Origin of the sequence: Methanobrevibacter sp. V74 (assembly GCF_963082495.1) — an archaeon.
Lineage (GTDB): Archaea > Methanobacteriota > Methanobacteria > Methanobacteriales > Methanobacteriaceae > Methanocatella.
Genome location: NZ_CAUJAN010000005.1, coordinates 81,245 through 100,000 on the forward strand (window position 1 = coordinate 81,245; position 18,756 = coordinate 100,000).

The window sequence follows — 18,756 nt, forward strand, 5'->3', positions numbered from 1 at the left end:
ATATAATGACAGAAGAGATATCATATCCTGTTATCAATAAAGAAATTTGCAAAGGTTGTATGAGGTGTATAGTTGGATGTCCTCAAAATGCAATATTACTTAGTGAAGAGATGAATAATGCAGGATATCAGTTTGCTTACTATAGTGGAAGTGGTTGTACAGGATGTAAAGATTGTTACTTTACATGCCCTGAACCATTAGCATTAGAAGTACATCAAATAAAAAGAATTATTGATGACAAAATTGGAAAAATGATTAAAGCTAAAGTAGCCAATAAAGGAGGAAAGTAAATGAGTAATCAAATGGTAAAAGGAAACACCGCAGTTATTGTTGGTGCAATGTATGCTGGTTGCGATTGTTTTTTCGGATACCCCATCACTCCTGCAAGTGAAATTTTACATGAGGCATCAAAATACTTCCCAATGGTTGGAAGAAAATTTGTTCAGGCTGAAAGTGAAGAAGCATCAATAAACATGGTTTATGGTGCATCAGGTACTGGACATAGAGTTATGACCGCTTCATCAGGACCGGGCATAAGCTTAATGCAAGAAGGTTTTACTTACCTGGCGGGAGCTGAATTACCTGCTGTTATTGTCGATATTATGAGAGCAGGACCCGGACTTGGAAATATTGGACCTGAACAAGGGGATTACAATCAAATCGTTAAAGGTGGAGGGCACGGAAACTACAAAAATATAGTTTTAGCTCCAAACAGCGTTCAAGAAATGTGTGATTTAACAATGAAGGCATTTGAGTTGGCTGATAAATGGAGAAATCCAGTTGTAGTATTAGCTGATGGTACCCTTGGACAAATGGCAGAACCATTAGTATTCCCAAGTGAAGCCATCAAACCAGAAATTGATGAATCATGGACTGTAAGAGGAAATAAAAACACAATGGAAAACGTAATTACTTCAATTTTCAATGATTTTGACCAACTGGAAGATTTCAACTTTGAGCTTCAAGAAAAATACGCTAAAATCGAAGCTGAAGAAGTTATTATTGACGAATATCAAGTTGATGACGCTGAAATCGTTTTGGTATCTTATGGTATCAGCAGCAGAATTGCAAGATCCGCGGTTGATAAAAGCCGTGAAAAAGGTTTGAAAGTTGGACTTTTAAGACCAATTACATTATCACCTTTCCCTAGTGAAAGAATTAAGGAATTTTCAGACAAGGGAGTTAGTTTCATCTCTGTTGAAATGAGTAATGGGCAATTATTAGCTGATGTTCAATTTGCAGCTTTAAGAAAAGAAGGCACCTGTATCGTCAATAGAATGGGCGGTAACTTACTTGAACTTAAACATGTGCTTGCAAAAATCTATGAAATAGCTGGCGTTGAAGATGAAAGCATAGATACTTCAAAAAGAAGTAATGAAAAGGCCAGTCCAAATATTATTGATTAAGGATGTGGAAGAATGAATGAAAAAGAATTTAATGATAAAGATTACGAATTACAAATACGCAGAAATCCACAATCCCTTTTAGAAGAATATCCTAGAAAAGGAACAAATATTGAATCAACCCATTACTGTGCGGGATGTGGACATGGAATTATCCATAAATTAATTGCTGAGTGTATGGACGAACTTGGAATCCAAGAGAGATGCGTAATGATTTCTCCGGTAGGTTGTTCAGTATATGCATACTTCTACTTTAATTGTGGAAATTTTCAGACAGCTCATGGAAGAGCACCTGCAGTAGCTACTGGCATTTCAAGAGCTGAAGATAATTCAATTGTAATGAGTTACCAAGGGGATGGAGACTTGGCTTCCATTGGTTTAAATGAAACCCTTCAAGCTGCAAATCGTGGGGAAAAGATGGTAGTGTTTTTCGTGAACAACACCGTTTACGGAATGACCGGTGGGCAAATGGCTCCAACAACATTAATCGGTGAAAAAACAGTTACTTGCCAAACTGGAAGAGATCCTAATTATGCAGGACACCCCACTCATATGTGCGAATTAATTAACACTTTAAAGGCACCAGTATTTATTGAAAGAGTTTCTCTTGCTAATCCTTTAAAAATTAGACTTGCCAAATTTGCAATTAAACAAGCATTGACTGTCCAAAAAGAAGGAAAAGGATATTCATTTGTTGAAATTTTATCACCTTGCCCAACTAACTTAAAACAGGATGTAAGCAGTGCGCAGGAATTTATTGAAAAAGAAATGGAAAAAGAATTCCCTGTTAAAAACTTCAGAAATGACCTATACAGAAAAGACCCTATTGAAAGACCTGTAAGTGATTTTAGCACTGAATCATTAGATAAGATATTTAATGTAAATAGAGGTGAGGATTCAGGATATGCAGATGATGACATTAAACCATTAAGCATTAAAGTAAGTGGTTTTGGCGGTCAAGGCGTTTTAAGTGCAGGTTTAACAATATCTCAAGCTGCTTGTGCTGAAGGAAAACATGTTTCATGGTATCCTAGTTACGGACCGGAACAAAGAGGAGGAAAATCCAATTGTTCAGTTGTAATATCTAATGAAACCATTGGAACACCTGTTGTTGATGATATTGATATTCTCATTGCATTAAACAAACCTTCATTAGAACAATTCTCAAAAGATGTTAAAGTAGGGGGAACAATACTTTACGATTCAAAAATTGGAGAGTTCGAAACTGATAAAGACATTAATGTTATTGCAATGCCTTGTGTTGATATAGCTGAAGAACACGGAAATGCAAGAACTGCAAACACAGCACTTTTAGGTGCATTAAGTGAATTAAGCAATGTTTTAAAACGTGAATCTTATGAAAATGCTATTCGTGAAATGTTTGTATCTAAGCCAAAAGTTATTGATGTGAATATTGCTGTGCTCAAAGCAGGTGCAGAATGGATTAAAAATAATTCTTAAGTGTGATTTAATGACATATAAAGAAAATGCAACAGAATATATAGAAAATTACGGTTTAAGTATAGGGGACACCATTAAGGTCAATAAAGAAGATATCGCATATACCGGCATTTTGCTTGATAGACCTGAAGATGGTGATGACGGATATTTGGTTTTGAAATTATCAAGCGGATACAATATTGGCATAGCTATCAAAGATACTACTGCAGAGCTTGTTGAAAAAGGGGATAAACCTAAGATTGGTTATGATGAAGAGGAAATTCCAAATGATCCATCTAAGCAAAACATTTCAATCATATCAACTGGAGGAACAGTATCATCCGTTATTGATTACAGAACTGGAGCAGTACATCCTAAATTCACTGCATCAGATCTTGTAAAAGCAAATCCGGAATTATTAGACTATGCCAATTACAATGTAAAAGCATTATATAATATTTTAAGTGAAAATATGAAACCTGAATACTGGGTTAAAGCTGGAAAAGAAATAGCTAATGATATTTCTAACGGCAGCGACGGCGTTGTAATAGCTCATGGTACTGATACGATGCATTACACTTCAGCTGCATTAAGTTTTATGTTAAAAACCCCAGTTCCCATTATTATCACAGGTGCGCAAAGAAGTTCTGATAGGCCTTCAAGTGATGCCAATATCAACTTAATTGATTCAGTAGTTGCTGCCAAATCAGATATTGCAGAAGTTTGTGTTTGCATGCATGGAAGTTTAAATGATGAGTTCACTTACCTCCACAATGGTACGAAAGTCCGTAAGATGCACACTTCAAGAAGAGACACATTCAGAAGTATCAATGCTCAGCCAATAGCTAAAGTTCAAAATAAACAAGTTAACATTAACCCTGATTATCATTATACAAAACGTGGAGACAATGAACTTGAATTAAATACTGCTATTGAAGAAAAAGTTGGATTTATTAAGAGTTTCCCCGGAATATCTGAAGAATACATTGAATATCACATTGACAGGGGATATAAGGGTTTAGTTATTGAAGGAACCGGACTTGGACATGTTCCAAATAACTTAGTTAACTCATTTAAAAGAGCACAAGAGGAAAATATTCCTGTAATTATGACTTCCCAATGTCTTTATGGTCGAGTTAACATGAATGTTTACTCAACAGGACGTGAAATACTTGATGCAGGAGTGATTTCAGCTCTCGATATGACTCCCGAAACCACATACGTCAAATTATGTTGGGCATTAGGTCAAAGTGATGATTACAATAATGTTAAAAAGATAATGCAAACCAATATTGCAGGCGAGTTTTCCGAAAAATCATCAATTAAGGATTTCTTAAATTAAGGTTGTGTTAATATGGATTATGAAAAATTAGGATTGAAAATGGGACTTGAAATTCACCAACAATTAAACAGTCAACATAAATTATTCTGCCATTGTAAAACAGAACTTGTTGATGATGAATTTAGTGAACTTGTTCAGAGAAAATTAAGACCAACACAATCAGAGCTTGGAGAAATCGACAGAGCCGCACTTCAAGAATCTTTAAGAGGACTTAATTTCAAATATGAAAACTTTGAAAAACATACTTGTCTTGTTGAAAACGATGATGAGCCTCCTCACAGTTTAAATGAAGAAGCATTGGATATTTGTATTGTTATTGCTTGTTTAATGAACATGCATATTGTTGATGAATTTCATACTATGCGTAAACAAGTAATTGACGGAAGTAACACAGGAGGATTTCAAAGAACCGGAATGGTTGCAACTGATGGCTACTTAGATACCCCATATGGCAGAGTAGTTATCGAAAGCCTTGGTTTAGAAGAAGATGCTGCAAGAAGAGTTGAAACCAAAGACGGATTTACCGAATTTAGATTAGACCGTTTAGGAATCCCATTAGCAGAAATTACAACAGACCCCTCAATGCATCACCCAGACCAAGTAAGGGAAGTTGCATATATGCTTGGTCAAATCTTAAGAAGCACCAACGTCAAAAGAGGTCTTGGAACAATCAGACAAGATTTGAACATATCTATTGCAGAAGGTGCACGTGTAGAGATTAAAGGTGTGCAAGACTTGGATTTGATGGCCGAAATTGTTAATCGTGAAGTTCAAAGACAATTAGCATTAATTGACATTAAAAAACAATTAATTAAAAGAAATGCGGAAGTTTTAGAAGAGATTTACAATTTAGATGAATTGTTCAAAGATACTGAATCTAAAATCTTAAAATCCGCTGAAACAATTAAAGCAGTTGTTTTAAAAGGATATGGTGGTTTAATTGGTGTTGAAGTCCAACCGGGCAGAAGATTCGGTACTGAAATTGCCAGTTATGCTAAAAAACGTGGAGTTTCAGGTATTTTCCATTCTGATGAACTTCCGGCCTACGGAATTACCCAAGATGAAGTTGACAGAGCAAATGATTTCCTGAATATTGGTAAAGATGATGCATTTATTATTGTAGCTCACGACGAAGATATTGCAATATCTGCATTAGAAGAGGTTAAAAGAAGAGCTGAGTTAGGTTTAGATGGTGTTGTTGAAGAAACACGTAAAGCACTTGATGACGGTAACACCGAATACATGAGACCTCTTCCAACTGCAAACAGAATGTATCTTGAAACTGACATTCCATTATTTAAAATTACAAATGACAGAATCAAACCTATTTTGGATAATTTACCTGAACTACCTGATGTTAAACAAGCTAGAATTACTGAAGAGTATAATTTAAGTGAAGATTTAGCAACACAACTTGTTAAAAGACAAGAAGCTGATATGTTTGAAGACATCCTGGCTGATGTTAAGGTAGATGCAACTCCTGTTGCTTCACTTCTTGCATATGATTTACGTGAAATCAAAAGAGAAGGATATGACATTGGAGTTTTAAGTCTCAATCACTTTAAAGATATTTTTACTCTCTTAGCTGAAGGCAAAATTGCAAAAGACAGTGTTCGTAAATTAACAATCGAAACCATCAACACTCCGGATGTGGAAATTGGGGAAATTGCTGAGAAAAACAATCTAGTCATGATGAGTGATGAAGATGTCGGCAACATTATCGCTGATATTGTTGCTCAAAATGAAGGAATGGTAAAAGAACGTCAAATGGGAGCTATGGGTCCTTTAATGGGGATATGTATGAAAAAACTTAAAGGAAAAGCTGATGGCGGACTTGTTAATAAAATTGTACGTGAAGAAATTCAAAAATTAATTTAATGAAACTCATATGAGTTTCCAATTAATATTTTCTTTATTTCTAAATCTTCAGAATATATGTTGTTTCATCAACAAATAAAAGAATGTATTTTTGAGTTATTTTTGCTTTTGTAATATTTTTTTTAAGATTTCCTCTTTGTTTTCTGGAGATTCCTTAAAAAGAAATCAAGATGTGTCGAAATAAAAATTTTTTTAGAAGTAGAGTGTCCGCCAAAAATGATTTTTGAGTGTGGATTCTAGTAAATGGTCACATCAAGCTTTAATTGGTGTGTAGTGGATATACTTTCACAAAAATCAACAATATCTTCTTTATTATTTTGTTCTCCTTGAATAAGATTATATAATCTTTTTATATTGTATGCTAGTGCATCTAGGTTGAGTCTTTCTCCGGTTTTTACCATTCCGATTACTATTTCTTGTTCTACATGGTATTGTTCTTTGAATATTCCGAATGGTCCTTCTACACTTGGTCTTTTTTTGAATTCTTCTTTATATTCTTCTTTTTCCATTTTGAAGAACATTGCTCTTTCTAATCTGCCCCACCGTTTTCTGTGATGGTTTTATGTGTTTGTTTGTCTGTTAAGCAGGATTTTCTGTGAATGCAGTATTTACATGCAGTATAATTGTTGTAGAGTCTTTTTATTTTGTCGGGTTTGTCTGGTTCTTCGTTTGGTTGTGTGTATTCTTTGTAGAAGTACATTGGTTGTCCTGATTGGCACATAAATAAGTCTAGGTCGGATATGTAGTAAAAGTGGTCTTTATGGAATTGGTTTGGATTTAATTTGCCTATTTTTTCTTTGGATTGTTTTCTTGTTGGTATTAATCCATCTATTCCTTTGTTTACAAAGTATGATAGGCTTATTTGATTTAAATATATTGTATCTGCACTCATGTGTTTTGGTACTTTTCCTATGTTGTTTATTGCTTTGTCAGCTACTTCTGGTAGTTGGTAATGGTCTGTAGGGTTTTGTGTGACGTTTAATGCGCAGATTAGTTTGGTGTCGTAATCGACTGCAGATTGGATATTATAAGCAACCATGGAAGTTTCCTTTTTTGCCTTTCATCATGCGTGCTTCAATATCATTCATTGGTATTTTATCCTGTCCTGTGAATTTGAATTGAGTTCTGATGTCATATAATATTTCTAATTTTTCATCATTGGACATTTCCTTGTCATTTAGTATTTTTTGAGCTGGTTTATTGAGTTTTTCAAGCTTTTTAAGGTCAACTTCCAGTCCTTTGTAGAACTGGACCAGCAAATTGGTTTCTTTTTTGCTGATCATATTTTGGTTAGAATTGAATGCTTTTTTGATGGTCCCATCGACTACAACATGATTAAATTCAGTGAATCCTTTTTTTACGGCCATTTTTAATGTCATTTGAAGCAATACTTCATAATAACGTCCAAATTCATCACGATACCTTTGAATTGAACGTTCAGAGGGTTTAATTCTATCACAAACGAATTTATATATGTCATGGTACTTTGTCATTTCTGCAATGACTCTAGCACTTTCAATATGGTCTATTTTTGCATAAGCACAAGTAATTTTAACATGGAACATGGAGGATATGAAGGCCTACCGCCTTTTTTCTTATTCTCTTTAATTCCCAAAATCGGATAAAATTCTTCAATAAAATCAACCACAAAACGAGAAATATGATTCTCTGGAACATTAAAATCATAAGTCCTAATGCCTAATTCAGCCTGATTCTTAATAACTTTCTTACTAACCATAAATAACCAACACATAATAACTCATATCTAATATAAAATATGTACATCATAGTATATAAATATTACTATTCTAAAAATGACTAAAATCAAATATAAATAAATCATTATAATCCATATTAAAAATTATTAATAATAAATAATTAAAATTAAATTCTAATTAATTTAATGAAAAAAATTAACAAAACAAGAAAATTATAACGCAGTTATAAAAAATTCAAAATAAAAAAAATTAGTTTTGGCGGACACCCAATACGGCTATTAAAACAACTATTGTAATTGGAGGCGGAGGTGCAATCTACACTAGAGGAACTACGACAATTAAAAACTCTACATTTATAAATAACTTCGCTGATTTATATGGTGGAGCTATTCTAATGGCAGGTGGAGATTTAAACGTGAAACAATCCTACTTTAAAGATAACAAAGTAGGTGCTGAAGGCAGTATGGCTTCTAAAGCTAAAGATATCCAAGTCCAATCTGGCGTATATTATTATAATTTCAATGTTGAATATTCTGTATTTGTATCCTCTACTCAAGAACATTTATTTGTAATGCATAATGGTAATTTAGATTATGCTAATGTAAGTGGAGAATATAATTATTGGGGTTCAAATTCACAAAATGCAAATACAAATATTAAATTCACTAACCAATTAATTATTCAAGCAATCACTCAAACAACTCCAGTTCATGAAGGTGATAATGTTAAAATCAATGTTGAATTTAAAAATAGAGATGTTAATGGCGTAATTTCAACTTTAAAAGAAAATGTACATGAATACACTTTAGATGTATCATCTGGTTTAAATGAAATTTGCCCAGTTGTCACTATTGCTAATAATATCGGACAAATAGATTATCATGCTAAAAATATTGGGGAAGAAACAATCACTATTAGAGGATATACTTACTCATTCAAAGTATTAAAATTAAATAAAGAGAATGCGAACCCTAATATTGTAATTAATTCAGGTTATAGAACCCTCATTGTTGTTAATGTCCCAATTGACTTAGCTAATAATGTTACAATATGTGTAAACGGTATATCTTACTCAAGAGCTAATATTAATGGTAATGTAACCTTAGAAATATACACAATTCCAAATATTTATAATGTTAATGTAAGCTATGAGGGTGATGACAAGTATAATCCATTTTCTAAACTTGATTCATTTAAAGTTGATAAATATGATTCTAATGTAGTTGTTGTGGCTGATAACATTTACAGTGGTGAAAATGCTATTATAAATGTCACTGTTAATCCAGCTACTACCGGTAGTGTAACTATTACAGTTGATGCAAAACAATTCACAAAACAACTCGTGAATGGCTCATGTAGCTTTAATATTTCAGGTTTATACATCAAAGATTATGAAAATAAATTACAAGTTTATAGAGTTATAGCTAAATTCAATGGAAATAATTTATATGATGAAAGTACTGGTATAACTTCATTTAACGTGACTAAAAAACCTACAGAACCGATTATTCCTGAAAAAGAAAAAGGTTATGCTGTTATTTATGTAACTCCTGGTGAAAATTCAAAAATCCTTATTAGAGTTCCATATAACTTAAAAAACAATGTTACAGTTAAAGTTAACGATGTTGAATATTCATTATCTGAAAATGAAGGAAAAGTTGTATTAACTTTTCCAACTAATAAAACAGGTAATTATACCGTCTCTGTAGATTATGCTGGAGATGAGAATGTAACTAATTTCACAGGTTTTGCTACCTTCAAAGTTGATGATTATCTCTGGTTTATTGATGATGTTGCATATAGGTCAATTTATGATGCTGTAGCTGCAGCTAAAACTGGTGATGTTATTAAAGGCACTCCTGGTGTTTATGAAATTTATTCAACAATAGATATTGGTCATAGATATATGCCAATTGAACCATGGTCAGTAAATAAAACTGTTACCATTACTTCACTAAATAGTCAATCAGTCATATTTAAATGTGATTCCCGTAGAATTTTCTTTGTAGATATTGGTTCTGATTTAACCTTGAAAAACTTAATATTTGAAGGAGCAAACCTTAAATATGGTGATGGTGGTGCTGTTGAAAATATGTATGATTCTAACTTAACCATTGAAAATTGTACCTTTAAAAATTTAAGTGCTGATAGAGGTGGAGCAATATTTGTATGGGGCAATACTACTATTAAAGACTCTAAATTTATAAATAATAAAGGTAAACTTGGTGGAGCAATATTTGTCTTAGGTTCATCATCTGTTAGTGGATCATTTATTGTTGACAATGTTGAATTTATAAATAACACAGCTACTTCCTTTGGTGGTGCACTCTATTTCGAGGGTTCAAACTGTTATGATGGATTTATTAAAAATTCAAAATTCATAGATAACGTTGGAAACTGGAGAGGTGGAGCAATTTATCTTTCATATTCCAACATGACCATTGATAACACAATTTTCAATGGTAATAAAGCTATTAGTGAAAATTATGAAGTAGAAATTAAAGAAGGTGTAGTAACTGGTCCTTGTGGATGTATAATTGATACTAGTGATGTAGTTGTTAGAAATGCAACAGCACATATTGATGCGGTAGGTGGAGCAATTTATGTATCTAATTATGCCAATGAATTTATTTCAAACTCTCAATTTAATAAGAATGTTGCTGAGTTTGGTGGTGCTTTGGGATTAAGCAATTCTATCACTGGAATTACATCTAATGGTGTTACAACATGGACTACTCATTGGACTACAATCAATAACTGTACATTTAAAGAAAATGAAGCTAACATTTCTGCTGGTGCAATTTACATTGGTTATAGTGGAGTGCCATATGTAAACATATCAAATTCAGAATTTGATTCAAATGTAGCTCCAGATAGTTCTGCAATATTAAATGATTTTGGAGCATTAAATATTAATAATACTGAATTTAAAAATCATGTAAATAAAAATGGCACATTAATTACAACATTCGGTACTTTAAACATGATAGAAGAATTTAATGCGGTAACTGTAATTGAAAATTCAAGATTTATAAATAATAAAGTTGAAAGTGATATTTACCAATCGAACCAATGGACTGTTTTAAATTTAACTGATTCTATTTTTGATGGTGAAAACACAATATTAACTAATAGAGGTTTAACAACATTATCTAATGTTAGCGAAATCAATAAAATTAGTTCAAAACCCGCTATTGTTAATTATGGAACACTAAGATTATTTGAATATTCATTTTTAAGTTCTGTTTATAATAATGGAACATTAACTGGATATAAAAATTCAAGTGATATGCCTAATAGTAAAGTTCCAACTAAATTTTCATTTAGTAATACTAAACTTGTTTATACAAAAATGGTGGAAAACAACTTATAATTACTTTAAAAGACAGTAACAATAAAATTGTTTCAGACGCTAACATTGTAGTTACATTAAATAACAAAGTTTATAAATTAACTACAAATAAGAAAGGACAAGTTTCAATACTGGCCAATATTGTTCCAAAAACCTACAATATTAAATTGAGTTTTGCTGGAAACGATGAATACAACAGTGTTTCTTCTTCTGTTAAAATTGTTGTGAAAAAAGCTACTCCTAAATTAACTATATCTAATAAACCTTTTAAAGTTAAAGCAAAATATAAGAAAATAACTGCTACTTTGAAAAATAATAAAGGTAAGGCTCTTAAAAAGGCTAGAATTACTTTAAAAATAAAAGGCAAAATTTACAAGGCTAAAACCAATAAAAGAGGTGTTGCTACATTTAAAGTAAAAGTTAATAAAAAAGGAACTTATAATGCTATAGTTAAATTTGGCGGAAGTAACTACTATAAATCACTTACAAAAAAAGTAAAAGTTAAAATTAAATAGAGATTAATTTCTCTATTATTCTCTTTTTGTGCGACAAGCAATTATCTTTTAAATTTTGTTATACGGGCTCATTTTTTTTGAGAGTTTTATGTCAGTACAACTATTAATATATTGTTAACCTTGCTATATGGATTATTCTCACTTGAAACTGCATCACTGACAACAGTAGGGAATTGCATGATAGTTTAAATTCTAATCTAATCATTACACAGATATTGTCTTTATTTGAGATGATATTTGATTGATGGCGAGAGAAAGACTAGCATGGTTAATGTTAAATGAACTTATATAAGCATCGTTAAGAAAGTCGACAGACAAAAGGTGTTGGAAAAACTGTCGTTAATACACATAGGCCATACAGATTAAAAAGGAACATATATCGGTTATAGCCCATAGGCGTATTGATTTAATGGTAGAGGCTAAACTCAAGCTGTATCTGACAGAAGATGAACTTGGTAAGTCCAGAATTGCCCCATTTCTTTTTTTTTATGATGAGTAGGGTGGCTTTGAGGAAGTCTGATGTTCTTTTCTGGATAAAGGATTCTGAGAAAGCAAAAAGGCCAATTGGTCTAAAAACAGTGAAAAAATGATAAATAATAACTATGACGAATATGCTGATTTCAGAAGGTGCATAACACGAATGATAAAACAAAATGTATCTTTAAATGCGATTGAGGATTGGTTTAAGTAATGAAAACTGGAAAATAAATATAATTTTGATGTTCATTCTGCTGAACTATTCGGAAATTGTATATTATGAATATGATGGGCCAATATGTACTAAATGTGGAAGTTCAATGAACAGTAATGGTTCATATCGAGTCAAACCTAATAAATGGGAGAGAATACGTAAAAAAAGAATATATTTGTCCAAATTGTAATAAAAACAAAAGTCACTAATCTAGAAAATTTCATCAAAAGATATTCCACATTATACCCGTTTTATTTGTGATTTAGGATTTAATCATCAAAGATGCACTTTCCATGCAATGAAAAATCTAATGGACAAAATAATAAAGAAACATAAAGAATAAGAAAACTCAAAGAAGTATTATGTAATATTTGCAGAACAAACCAAATATTAAATGATGATTTCTACAAGGTTCAAATTTTATAAAAATATATTTCTTGATTACCATAAATTTAGGTTTGCCTAAAAAATAGAAAGCTTTATATACTACTTAAGCAAAACTATAAAGTAGAGCTTAAATTTAGGTTTACCTAAATAACTCTCACATTATTAGTCAAATAATAATACTCTCCAAAATTAGAATGTGTTAAATTAGATTTCTCACAATTCTCTAATTTGATACAAGTCGTTAGGAAAATTTAAAAAAATCTGCCAAAATATAATTTTCCTCAATTCAAGGTGTTTAACATGTCGATTAAACACCTGTTATCTCTCTTTTTAGAACCAATTTTCAGATATTAACCTAACTATTTTTAAATTATAATTGCCAATATTAATTTGAGGTTATACCATGGAGAAATATGACATCATTATTATTGGAGCAGGTCCTGGCGGATTAACTGCAGGAATATATGCTGGTCGTCAAGGAACTAAAAACTTGATAATTGATAAAGATATGGCAGGCGGAATTGGTCGTGAAGTTCCTGAAATGGAAAATTACCCTGGTTTTGATAACATTTCAGGTTTAGAGTTAATAGAAAAAATGAAGGCACAAGCTATTAAAAACAATGAACTTCATGAAATGGAAAATGTGGAAGAAATAACAAAAGATGATTCAGAATACCGCTTCACCGTTAAAACCGATAAAGACCAATATCAAACTAAATCTATTATATTGGCAACTGGAAGCTCCCGTAAGCAATTAAATGTAAAAGGTGAAGATGAATTTAAAGGAAAAGGTGTAAGCTATTGTGCAACCTGTGACGGATTCTTCTTTGCTGGAAGGGACATAATCATTGTAGGGGGCGGAAACAGCGCACTTCAAGAAGCAATTTACCTTAAAAATCTAGGAGCCAATGTTACAATCATTCACAGAGGAGATGAATTTAGAGCTCAGAAACAATTAAAGGATCAAATTAAAGAGTCAGGTATAAATTTTATCCTTAATGCAGTTGTAGAAGAAATCAAAGGTGATATTCTTGTTGAATCAGTTACTATAAAAGATACGCAAACCGGTGCGTTAATGAATCTTCCAACTAATGGAATATTTGTAAGCGTAGGTTATATTCCCCATACTGAACTTGCAGAACAACTAGATGTTCAACTAAATGAAACAGGACATATACTCACTGATAAAAATCAAAAAACTAATATTGACTATGTTTATGCTATTGGTGATGTATGTGTTGGATTAAAACAATGGGTTGTTGCATGTGGTGAAGGTGCGGTTGCTGCAACTTCCGTGTTTCTAGACCTTCAAAATTAATTATAATGGCTTTGCAAGTATATGTAAATAAAGAATGCTATAATTAATACAACAAATAAAGGCAATAACCACATAAATACCTGAAGTAATAAAACAAAGCTATTAATATTGCAACTATAATAAATATTAAATCTCTAAGTTCCATGTAATACAAATATATTAACGGTAATATATAAAGTTTAATGAATTATCATCACACTCTCTTTCAAAAACTTTTGTGATAAATAGTTTTTTCGATTAATCTATTCATTTGAAATTTTCAAAATAACTGATTGATTAGCTTTAAATTATAAAATAACTCCAAATATTAAGAAAAAGTTTTTAATAAAAAACTTGCAGATATTTAAATCACCTAAGTTTTTGAAATAGCCAATGCTCAATAAACTATATATAAATACAAACACCAAAAATAATATCATTATATTTTGATGGAGTATAACATGACAATTTTAGTGATTAATAATAAAGGCCAATATAATCATAGAATTCAGAGAAGTTTGCAATACCTCAATATCCCGTCTGAAATAGTTTCAAACACTCTTTCAATAGAAGAAATTGAAGCTAAAAATCCAACTGGATTAATTTTAGGTGGAGGTCCGTCTCTTGAAGATGCTGGAAATAGTGAGGAATACATTAAGCATTTTGACACTCCGATTTTAGGAATTTGTTTAGGCCACCAATTAATTGCAAAAACATATGGTGGCGAAGTCACAACGTCTGACACTGAAAGTTATGCTCAAGTTAAAATTAATATTAATGATGATGAAAACTTATTTAAAGGACTTGCCCCTGAAATGGATGTTTGGTCTTCACATAAAGATGAAGTAAAAACAATCCCTGATGAATTTAAAGTCTTAGCTAGTTCAAACTTATGCGATGTCGAATCCTTTAAACATGCAAAAAAAGATGTTTACGGAATACAATTCCATCCAGAAGTGCATCATACTCTAAAAGGAGAAATAATATTTAAAAATTTTTACGAAATATGTCAAAAATAGGTGTAATTATGATTGATAACGCTGATGATTTAAGAGATAAAGCAAATGAATTTAAAATTGGATTGAAAAAACAATATGTTACCCTCCCAATCGGTGATGGAGAATATGATTTTAAAATCTCAGGTATTGGTGCTAAATCTGTAAAATTAGAAAAATTTGTTAAATTTGATGATATCTTTGAAGCTATTGAATCAGGAAATGACAATGGGCTTGAAGCTATGATTAAACAAATTATTGAAGATTACGAAGAAGATGAAGAAGAGGAATAAAATGTTAAGTCCTAAAGAATTTATCGAAGATGCTGTGCAAAAAATTAAAAAACAGATTGGTGATGAAAAAGCTATAATTGCATTGTCTGGTGGAGTAGATAGTTCAGTTTGTTCCGTTCTTGTTCATGAAGCTATTGGAGATAACTTAACTGCGATTTTTGTTGATCATGGTCTTTTAAGAGAAGGGGAAGTTGAACAAGTAACCAATACTTTTAAAGACAGATTAAATTTCAAATTTGTTGATGCCTCTGATGAATTTATGGATGCCCTTGAAGGTGTTGACGATCCAGAAGAAAAAAGAAAAATTATTGGAAAAGTGTTTATTGAGGTATTTGAAAGAGAAGCAAAAAAATACGATGCCAAATACTTAGTTCAAGGCACTATTGCCCCTGATTGGATTGAAACCAAAGGCAAAATCAAATCCCACCACAACTTAGCTCTTCCTAGCGGAATGGTTTTAGAACTTTGTGAACCAATTCGTGATTTATACAAAGATGAAGTAAGAGAAATTGGTGATGAATTAGACTTGCCTGCAACAACTGTTTACAGGCAGCCTTTCCCAGGACCCGGTCTTGGGGTTCGAGTAGTTGGTGAGTTAACCAGAGAAAATGTTGAAATTTGTAGAAAGGCAAATAAAATCGTTTGTGATGAAATTGAAGCTGCAGGCATCGACAAAGATGTATGGCAATACTTTGCTGTTTTAACTGATACTAAAGTTACCGGCGTTAAAGGAGACCGAAGAGACTTTGGATACCTTGTTATAGTTAGAGTGGTTAACTCCATTGATGCAATGACTGCATCTGTTGCAGAACTTCCTTGGGAAGTTGTTCAAACTATTTCAAAAAGAATCACTTCAGAAATTTCTGAAGTTACACATGTTGCCTTATCAGTTAGTGATAAGCCACCTGCAACCATTGAATTCTGTTAAAAAAATACTATTTAATTAGTATTTTTAATTTTTACTTTTTTTAAAACAATGAAAACAACTAAAAATGCATATTTAGCCAAATTAACAGAACAGATTCAAATGAAATCTGTTAAGATTGGAAAAAATCTTGAAGGAACAACACCCCCATCAGTTTTTATTGGTAGATGGTCATATCCTAAAGTTTACGCCGGACCAATGATGAGTTCGCAAATGGGAGATACCTCAATTATGGATTCTCCAGAAGAGTGGATTGGAAAAAATAAAACTCAAGATGAAATCATTAATTACAGAATGAATCTAGTTAGAGGTAAGCAATTAATAAAAATTGATGATTTAGAAAATCCTTTTGTTGAAAAGCTCAGAGATATATCTCTTGCATCCAAATCCATAGATAGTGAAGCTACTTTTGGAAAAAAACCAAGAGGGTCTTTGCTTACAGAAGACAGTATGCCTCATGGTCCAAGTGCTGTTATTGAAAAATTTGATATTGATGCAGTTAGATGGGATAGGCATCTTGAAAAAACATTTTATGATACAGACCTAAAAGCAACAGAAGCTGTTCTGAACCTGCATGATAAAGAGGTTCCTTTCACCGCAATGCAAAAAGCATTCTCAATTGGAGCCATCGGTACTAAAAATAAAAGAAAGCTTGTTCCAACACGTTGGTCAATTACTGCCTGCGATTCAACATTAGCAGATGAATTTTTAAAAGAAGTAAGAAAATTTGAAAGACTGGACTCTTATAGAGTTTATGAATTCGGAGCCCTAAACAATTATTATATTATAATTTTAACCCCAACTGAATGGCAATACGAATGGTATGAAGCATTCATTAAATTAATGAAAAATGAAGAATTAATATTTTCCGATTATGAAACCAATGGCGGTAAAAAGGAATATTCCATTGTTGGAGGATGTTATTATACTGCTAAAATGGCAGTTCTAGATTATTTACTTAAAATTAAAAAACAGTCAGGTTTATTGATACTTAGGGAAGCTTATGATGGATATGTACCATTAGGTGTTTTTAATGTACGTGAAAACATTAAAGAAGCAATGTTAAGACCATATTTAGAGTTTGAAACATTGAAAGATGCTTTAAGATATGCAGGTACAAAGTTAAAAATACCTATTAGCAGATATGTTAAACAAGGAACATTGCTTAATGAAATGCTTCACACAAAACAAACCACATTAGACATGTACTTTAAAAGTGAAAACAATGTTTAAATTTAAAAAACCATCCAATAAAACTTTGGAAGTGATGTGCGAAGTTGCAAAAGGAAATATTGAAAAAAACTATGAAGAAAGTTGTATTGCTAAAATTAAAGAACTGACATGTAAAGAACATGTTAAAATTACTTCTAGTGGAAATAATAGTATTTTTATTGCTCTTGCAGCTATTGAAGGTGATGTAATCATTCCTGATCAAGGCGGATGGCATGGATTTAAACAGATTGCGCGATTTTTAAATAAAAATATCATCACTTTAAAGACTGATGAAGGATTAATTAATACTGAATATATGGATGACCTAAATTACAAAGACAATTCAGCACTGATATTTACAAGTTTTGCGGCATATACTGCCGAGCAAGATGTGAAATCAATTAATAAATATTGCAATGACAGGGATATTTTAACTATTGAAGATGCTTCAGCAGGTATTGGGGACAACAAAAACAAATTAGGTCGGATTTCAAACATCGTTGTTGCCTCTACAGGTTCTCCAAAAATTATTAATGTTGGAGAAGGAGGATTTATCTCAACGAACAACAAAGAGATTTTCAATAAAACATCAATACCTCAAAAATTAAGTAAAACTTCACAAATTGTATGCAGTGGTGTAGATAGTGAAATTGATAATGTTAAAAAAAATTTTGACATGTCATTAAATGCAACAGAGTATGTAAAAAAACATATACCTAATACATTACATTACAAAAAAAGAGGTCTTAATGTAATTATTCCCCATGATAATGCAAAATCAATTTGTTGGAATTTGAAAAAATCACTAAGTACAGATAAAAGTGGATTTATTACAGCCTGTCCAAATTATAATCGTGTGAAACAAAAAGCAATATGTGTAGAAATAAAAAATCTGGATTACAGTTGTCTTAAAAAAGAATATTTAGACATTATAATTGATACAGTTAATAATCAACTGTAAGCTTAGTAATTCTATCAATTATAACCTCTTCAAGAGACATCATCTGAGTTTCAACATCATTTATATCATAGATTTCCATTAAATTTTTCTCATTTGGAATTAAAACATTATTATCTAAATTAAACATTGAAGATAACTCATTAGTGTAATCATTCGAGTTTATTAAAACCGCACATAAATTCATTTCACCCTCTTTTAAACCTAACATTTTAAAAGCTTTTGAAATTTGTCTTTGTGCAGAACATCTTAAAACAATTTCAACACTTATATCATTTGCCAAATTTTCGCCACGATTAAATGCTAAAAATGCCTGATTAACCCCATGAATTATATGATTCTTTGAAACA

At 31.7% G+C, this 18,756-nt stretch carries 18 protein-coding genes (1 of these 18 running past the window's edge); 13 read left to right on the plus strand and 5 right to left on the minus strand.

Translation table 11 applies throughout. The annotated features are described in order from the left end of the window. The first annotated feature begins 5 nt into the window (after window positions 1-5). The 5 genes from Q9969_RS09430 to gatE are packed head-to-tail and all read left to right on the plus strand — an operon-like array spanning window position 6 to window position 6,063. Window positions 6-290, plus strand: a complete 285-nt coding sequence (locus Q9969_RS09430; protein ID WP_305557131.1) for a 4Fe-4S dicluster domain-containing protein — start codon at window positions 6-8, stop codon at window positions 288-290. Further along, window positions 291-1,406 (plus strand): 3-methyl-2-oxobutanoate dehydrogenase subunit VorB, encoded by a 1,116-nt coding sequence (locus Q9969_RS09435; protein ID WP_305557134.1) that lies wholly within the window; start codon window positions 291-293, stop codon window positions 1,404-1,406. Between the two features lie 12 nt (window positions 1,407-1,418). Beyond that, a complete protein-coding gene (locus Q9969_RS09440; protein ID WP_305557137.1) occupies window positions 1,419-2,864 on the plus strand; it encodes a 2-oxoacid:acceptor oxidoreductase family protein in 1,446 nt (481 codons plus the stop codon). A gap of 10 nt (window positions 2,865-2,874) precedes the next feature. Beyond that, the gene (gene gatD, locus Q9969_RS09445; protein WP_305557141.1) at window positions 2,875-4,185 is read left to right on the plus strand and encodes a Glu-tRNA(Gln) amidotransferase subunit GatD; all 1,311 of its coding nucleotides are present in this window, start codon (window positions 2,875-2,877) and stop codon (window positions 4,183-4,185) included. Window positions 4,186-4,197: 12 nt separating this feature from the next. Continuing rightward, window positions 4,198-6,063: a Glu-tRNA(Gln) amidotransferase subunit GatE gene (gene gatE / locus Q9969_RS09450; protein ID WP_305557144.1), complete on the plus strand. Its 1,866-nt coding sequence runs from the start codon at window positions 4,198-4,200 to the stop codon at window positions 6,061-6,063. A gap of 236 nt (window positions 6,064-6,299) precedes the next feature. On the opposite strand, the gene Q9969_RS09455 is transcribed toward gatE, so the two are convergent. From Q9969_RS09455 to Q9969_RS09470, 4 genes are read right to left on the minus strand one after another with little or no spacing between them, the layout of a single operon-like run. After that, window positions 6,300-6,572, minus strand: coding sequence for a transposase (locus tag Q9969_RS09455; protein WP_305557147.1), 273 nt, complete (start codon window positions 6,570-6,572; stop codon window positions 6,300-6,302). 20 nt (window positions 6,573-6,592) lie between these two features. After that, complete coding sequence (locus Q9969_RS09460; RefSeq protein WP_305557149.1) at window positions 6,593-7,102, minus strand: hypothetical protein; 510 nt, start codon at window positions 7,100-7,102, stop codon at window positions 6,593-6,595. Beyond that, window positions 7,089-7,628: a hypothetical protein gene (locus tag Q9969_RS09465; protein ID WP_305557152.1), complete on the minus strand. Its 540-nt coding sequence runs from the start codon at window positions 7,626-7,628 to the stop codon at window positions 7,089-7,091. Before Q9969_RS09465 ends, Q9969_RS09460 begins: the two co-directional genes overlap by 14 nt. Further along, window positions 7,589-7,801: a hypothetical protein gene (locus Q9969_RS09470; RefSeq protein ID WP_305557155.1), complete on the minus strand. Its 213-nt coding sequence runs from the start codon at window positions 7,799-7,801 to the stop codon at window positions 7,589-7,591. Before Q9969_RS09470 ends, Q9969_RS09465 begins: the two co-directional genes overlap by 40 nt. A gap of 374 nt (window positions 7,802-8,175) precedes the next feature. Here Q9969_RS09470 and Q9969_RS09475 point away from each other — a divergent pair, with 374 nt between their 5' ends. The 8 genes from Q9969_RS09475 (at window position 8,176) to Q9969_RS09510 (ending at window position 18,409) form a co-directional block, all read left to right on the plus strand. Continuing rightward, on the plus strand, window positions 8,176-11,154 hold the full coding sequence (locus tag Q9969_RS09475; RefSeq protein ID WP_305557159.1) for a hypothetical protein: 2,979 nt from the start codon (window positions 8,176-8,178) through the stop codon (window positions 11,152-11,154). A 146-nt stretch (window positions 11,155-11,300) separates the two neighbouring features. After that, window positions 11,301-11,648 (plus strand): hypothetical protein, encoded by a 348-nt coding sequence (locus tag Q9969_RS09480; RefSeq protein ID WP_305557163.1) that lies wholly within the window; start codon window positions 11,301-11,303, stop codon window positions 11,646-11,648. A 1,481-nt stretch (window positions 11,649-13,129) separates the two neighbouring features. Further along, window positions 13,130-14,044 (plus strand): thioredoxin-disulfide reductase, encoded by a 915-nt coding sequence (trxB, locus tag Q9969_RS09485; RefSeq protein WP_305557166.1) that lies wholly within the window; start codon window positions 13,130-13,132, stop codon window positions 14,042-14,044. A 440-nt stretch (window positions 14,045-14,484) separates the two neighbouring features. After that, window positions 14,485-15,042 carry a GMP synthase subunit A gene (locus tag Q9969_RS09490; RefSeq protein WP_305557169.1) on the plus strand — a complete coding sequence of 186 codons (558 nt, stop codon included), beginning with the start codon at window positions 14,485-14,487 and terminating at the stop codon, window positions 15,040-15,042. An 8-nt stretch (window positions 15,043-15,050) separates the two neighbouring features. After that, the gene (locus Q9969_RS09495) at window positions 15,051-15,311 is read left to right on the plus strand and encodes a hypothetical protein (protein ID WP_305512565.1); all 261 of its coding nucleotides are present in this window, start codon (window positions 15,051-15,053) and stop codon (window positions 15,309-15,311) included. A gap of 1 nt (window position 15,312) precedes the next feature. Then, window positions 15,313-16,239, plus strand: coding sequence for a glutamine-hydrolyzing GMP synthase (gene guaA / locus Q9969_RS09500; protein ID WP_305557172.1), 927 nt, complete (start codon window positions 15,313-15,315; stop codon window positions 16,237-16,239). 48 nt (window positions 16,240-16,287) lie between these two features. Continuing rightward, the gene (locus Q9969_RS09505; protein WP_305512568.1) at window positions 16,288-17,469 is read left to right on the plus strand and encodes a hypothetical protein; all 1,182 of its coding nucleotides are present in this window, start codon (window positions 16,288-16,290) and stop codon (window positions 17,467-17,469) included. Next, window positions 17,462-18,409: a DegT/DnrJ/EryC1/StrS family aminotransferase gene (locus Q9969_RS09510; RefSeq protein ID WP_305557175.1), complete on the plus strand. Its 948-nt coding sequence runs from the start codon at window positions 17,462-17,464 to the stop codon at window positions 18,407-18,409. Before Q9969_RS09505 ends, Q9969_RS09510 begins: the two co-directional genes overlap by 8 nt. On the opposite strand, the gene cgi121 is transcribed toward Q9969_RS09510, so the two are convergent. Continuing rightward, on the minus strand, window positions 18,393-18,756 hold the 3' portion of the coding sequence (gene cgi121, locus Q9969_RS09515) for a KEOPS complex subunit Cgi121 (protein ID WP_305557178.1). The gene runs 137 nt beyond the window's last position; 364 of the gene's 501 nt are visible here — the last part of the coding sequence; its start codon lies beyond the right edge, outside the window; its stop codon occupies window positions 18,393-18,395. The genes Q9969_RS09510 and cgi121 overlap by 17 nt on opposite strands.

Coding starts and splice junctions, on each gene's coding strand:
- Q9969_RS09430 (WP_305557131.1), top strand. CDS start 6: ATGACAGAAGAGATATCATATCCTGTTATCAATAAAGAAATTTGCAAA.
- Q9969_RS09435 (WP_305557134.1), top strand. CDS start 291: ATGAGTAATCAAATGGTAAAAGGAAACACCGCAGTTATTGTTGGTGCA.
- Q9969_RS09440 (WP_305557137.1), top strand. CDS start 1,419: ATGAATGAAAAAGAATTTAATGATAAAGATTACGAATTACAAATACGC.
- gatD (WP_305557141.1), top strand. CDS start 2,875: ATGACATATAAAGAAAATGCAACAGAATATATAGAAAATTACGGTTTA.
- gatE (WP_305557144.1), top strand. CDS start 4,198: ATGGATTATGAAAAATTAGGATTGAAAATGGGACTTGAAATTCACCAA.
- Q9969_RS09455 (WP_305557147.1), bottom strand. CDS start 6,572: ATGGAAAAAGAAGAATATAAAGAAGAATTCAAAAAAAGACCAAGTGTA.
- Q9969_RS09460 (WP_305557149.1), bottom strand. CDS start 7,102: ATGGTTGCTTATAATATCCAATCTGCAGTCGATTACGACACCAAACTA.
- Q9969_RS09465 (WP_305557152.1), bottom strand. CDS start 7,628: ATGTTCCATGTTAAAATTACTTGTGCTTATGCAAAAATAGACCATATT.
- Q9969_RS09470 (WP_305557155.1), bottom strand. CDS start 7,801: ATGGTTAGTAAGAAAGTTATTAAGAATCAGGCTGAATTAGGCATTAGG.
- Q9969_RS09475 (WP_305557159.1), top strand. CDS start 8,176: ATGGCAGGTGGAGATTTAAACGTGAAACAATCCTACTTTAAAGATAAC.
- trxB (WP_305557166.1), top strand. CDS start 13,130: ATGGAGAAATATGACATCATTATTATTGGAGCAGGTCCTGGCGGATTA.
- Q9969_RS09490 (WP_305557169.1), top strand. CDS start 14,485: ATGACAATTTTAGTGATTAATAATAAAGGCCAATATAATCATAGAATT.
- Q9969_RS09495 (WP_305512565.1), top strand. CDS start 15,051: ATGATTGATAACGCTGATGATTTAAGAGATAAAGCAAATGAATTTAAA.
- guaA (WP_305557172.1), top strand. CDS start 15,313: ATGTTAAGTCCTAAAGAATTTATCGAAGATGCTGTGCAAAAAATTAAA.
- Q9969_RS09505 (WP_305512568.1), top strand. CDS start 16,288: ATGAAAACAACTAAAAATGCATATTTAGCCAAATTAACAGAACAGATT.
- Q9969_RS09510 (WP_305557175.1), top strand. CDS start 17,462: ATGTTTAAATTTAAAAAACCATCCAATAAAACTTTGGAAGTGATGTGC.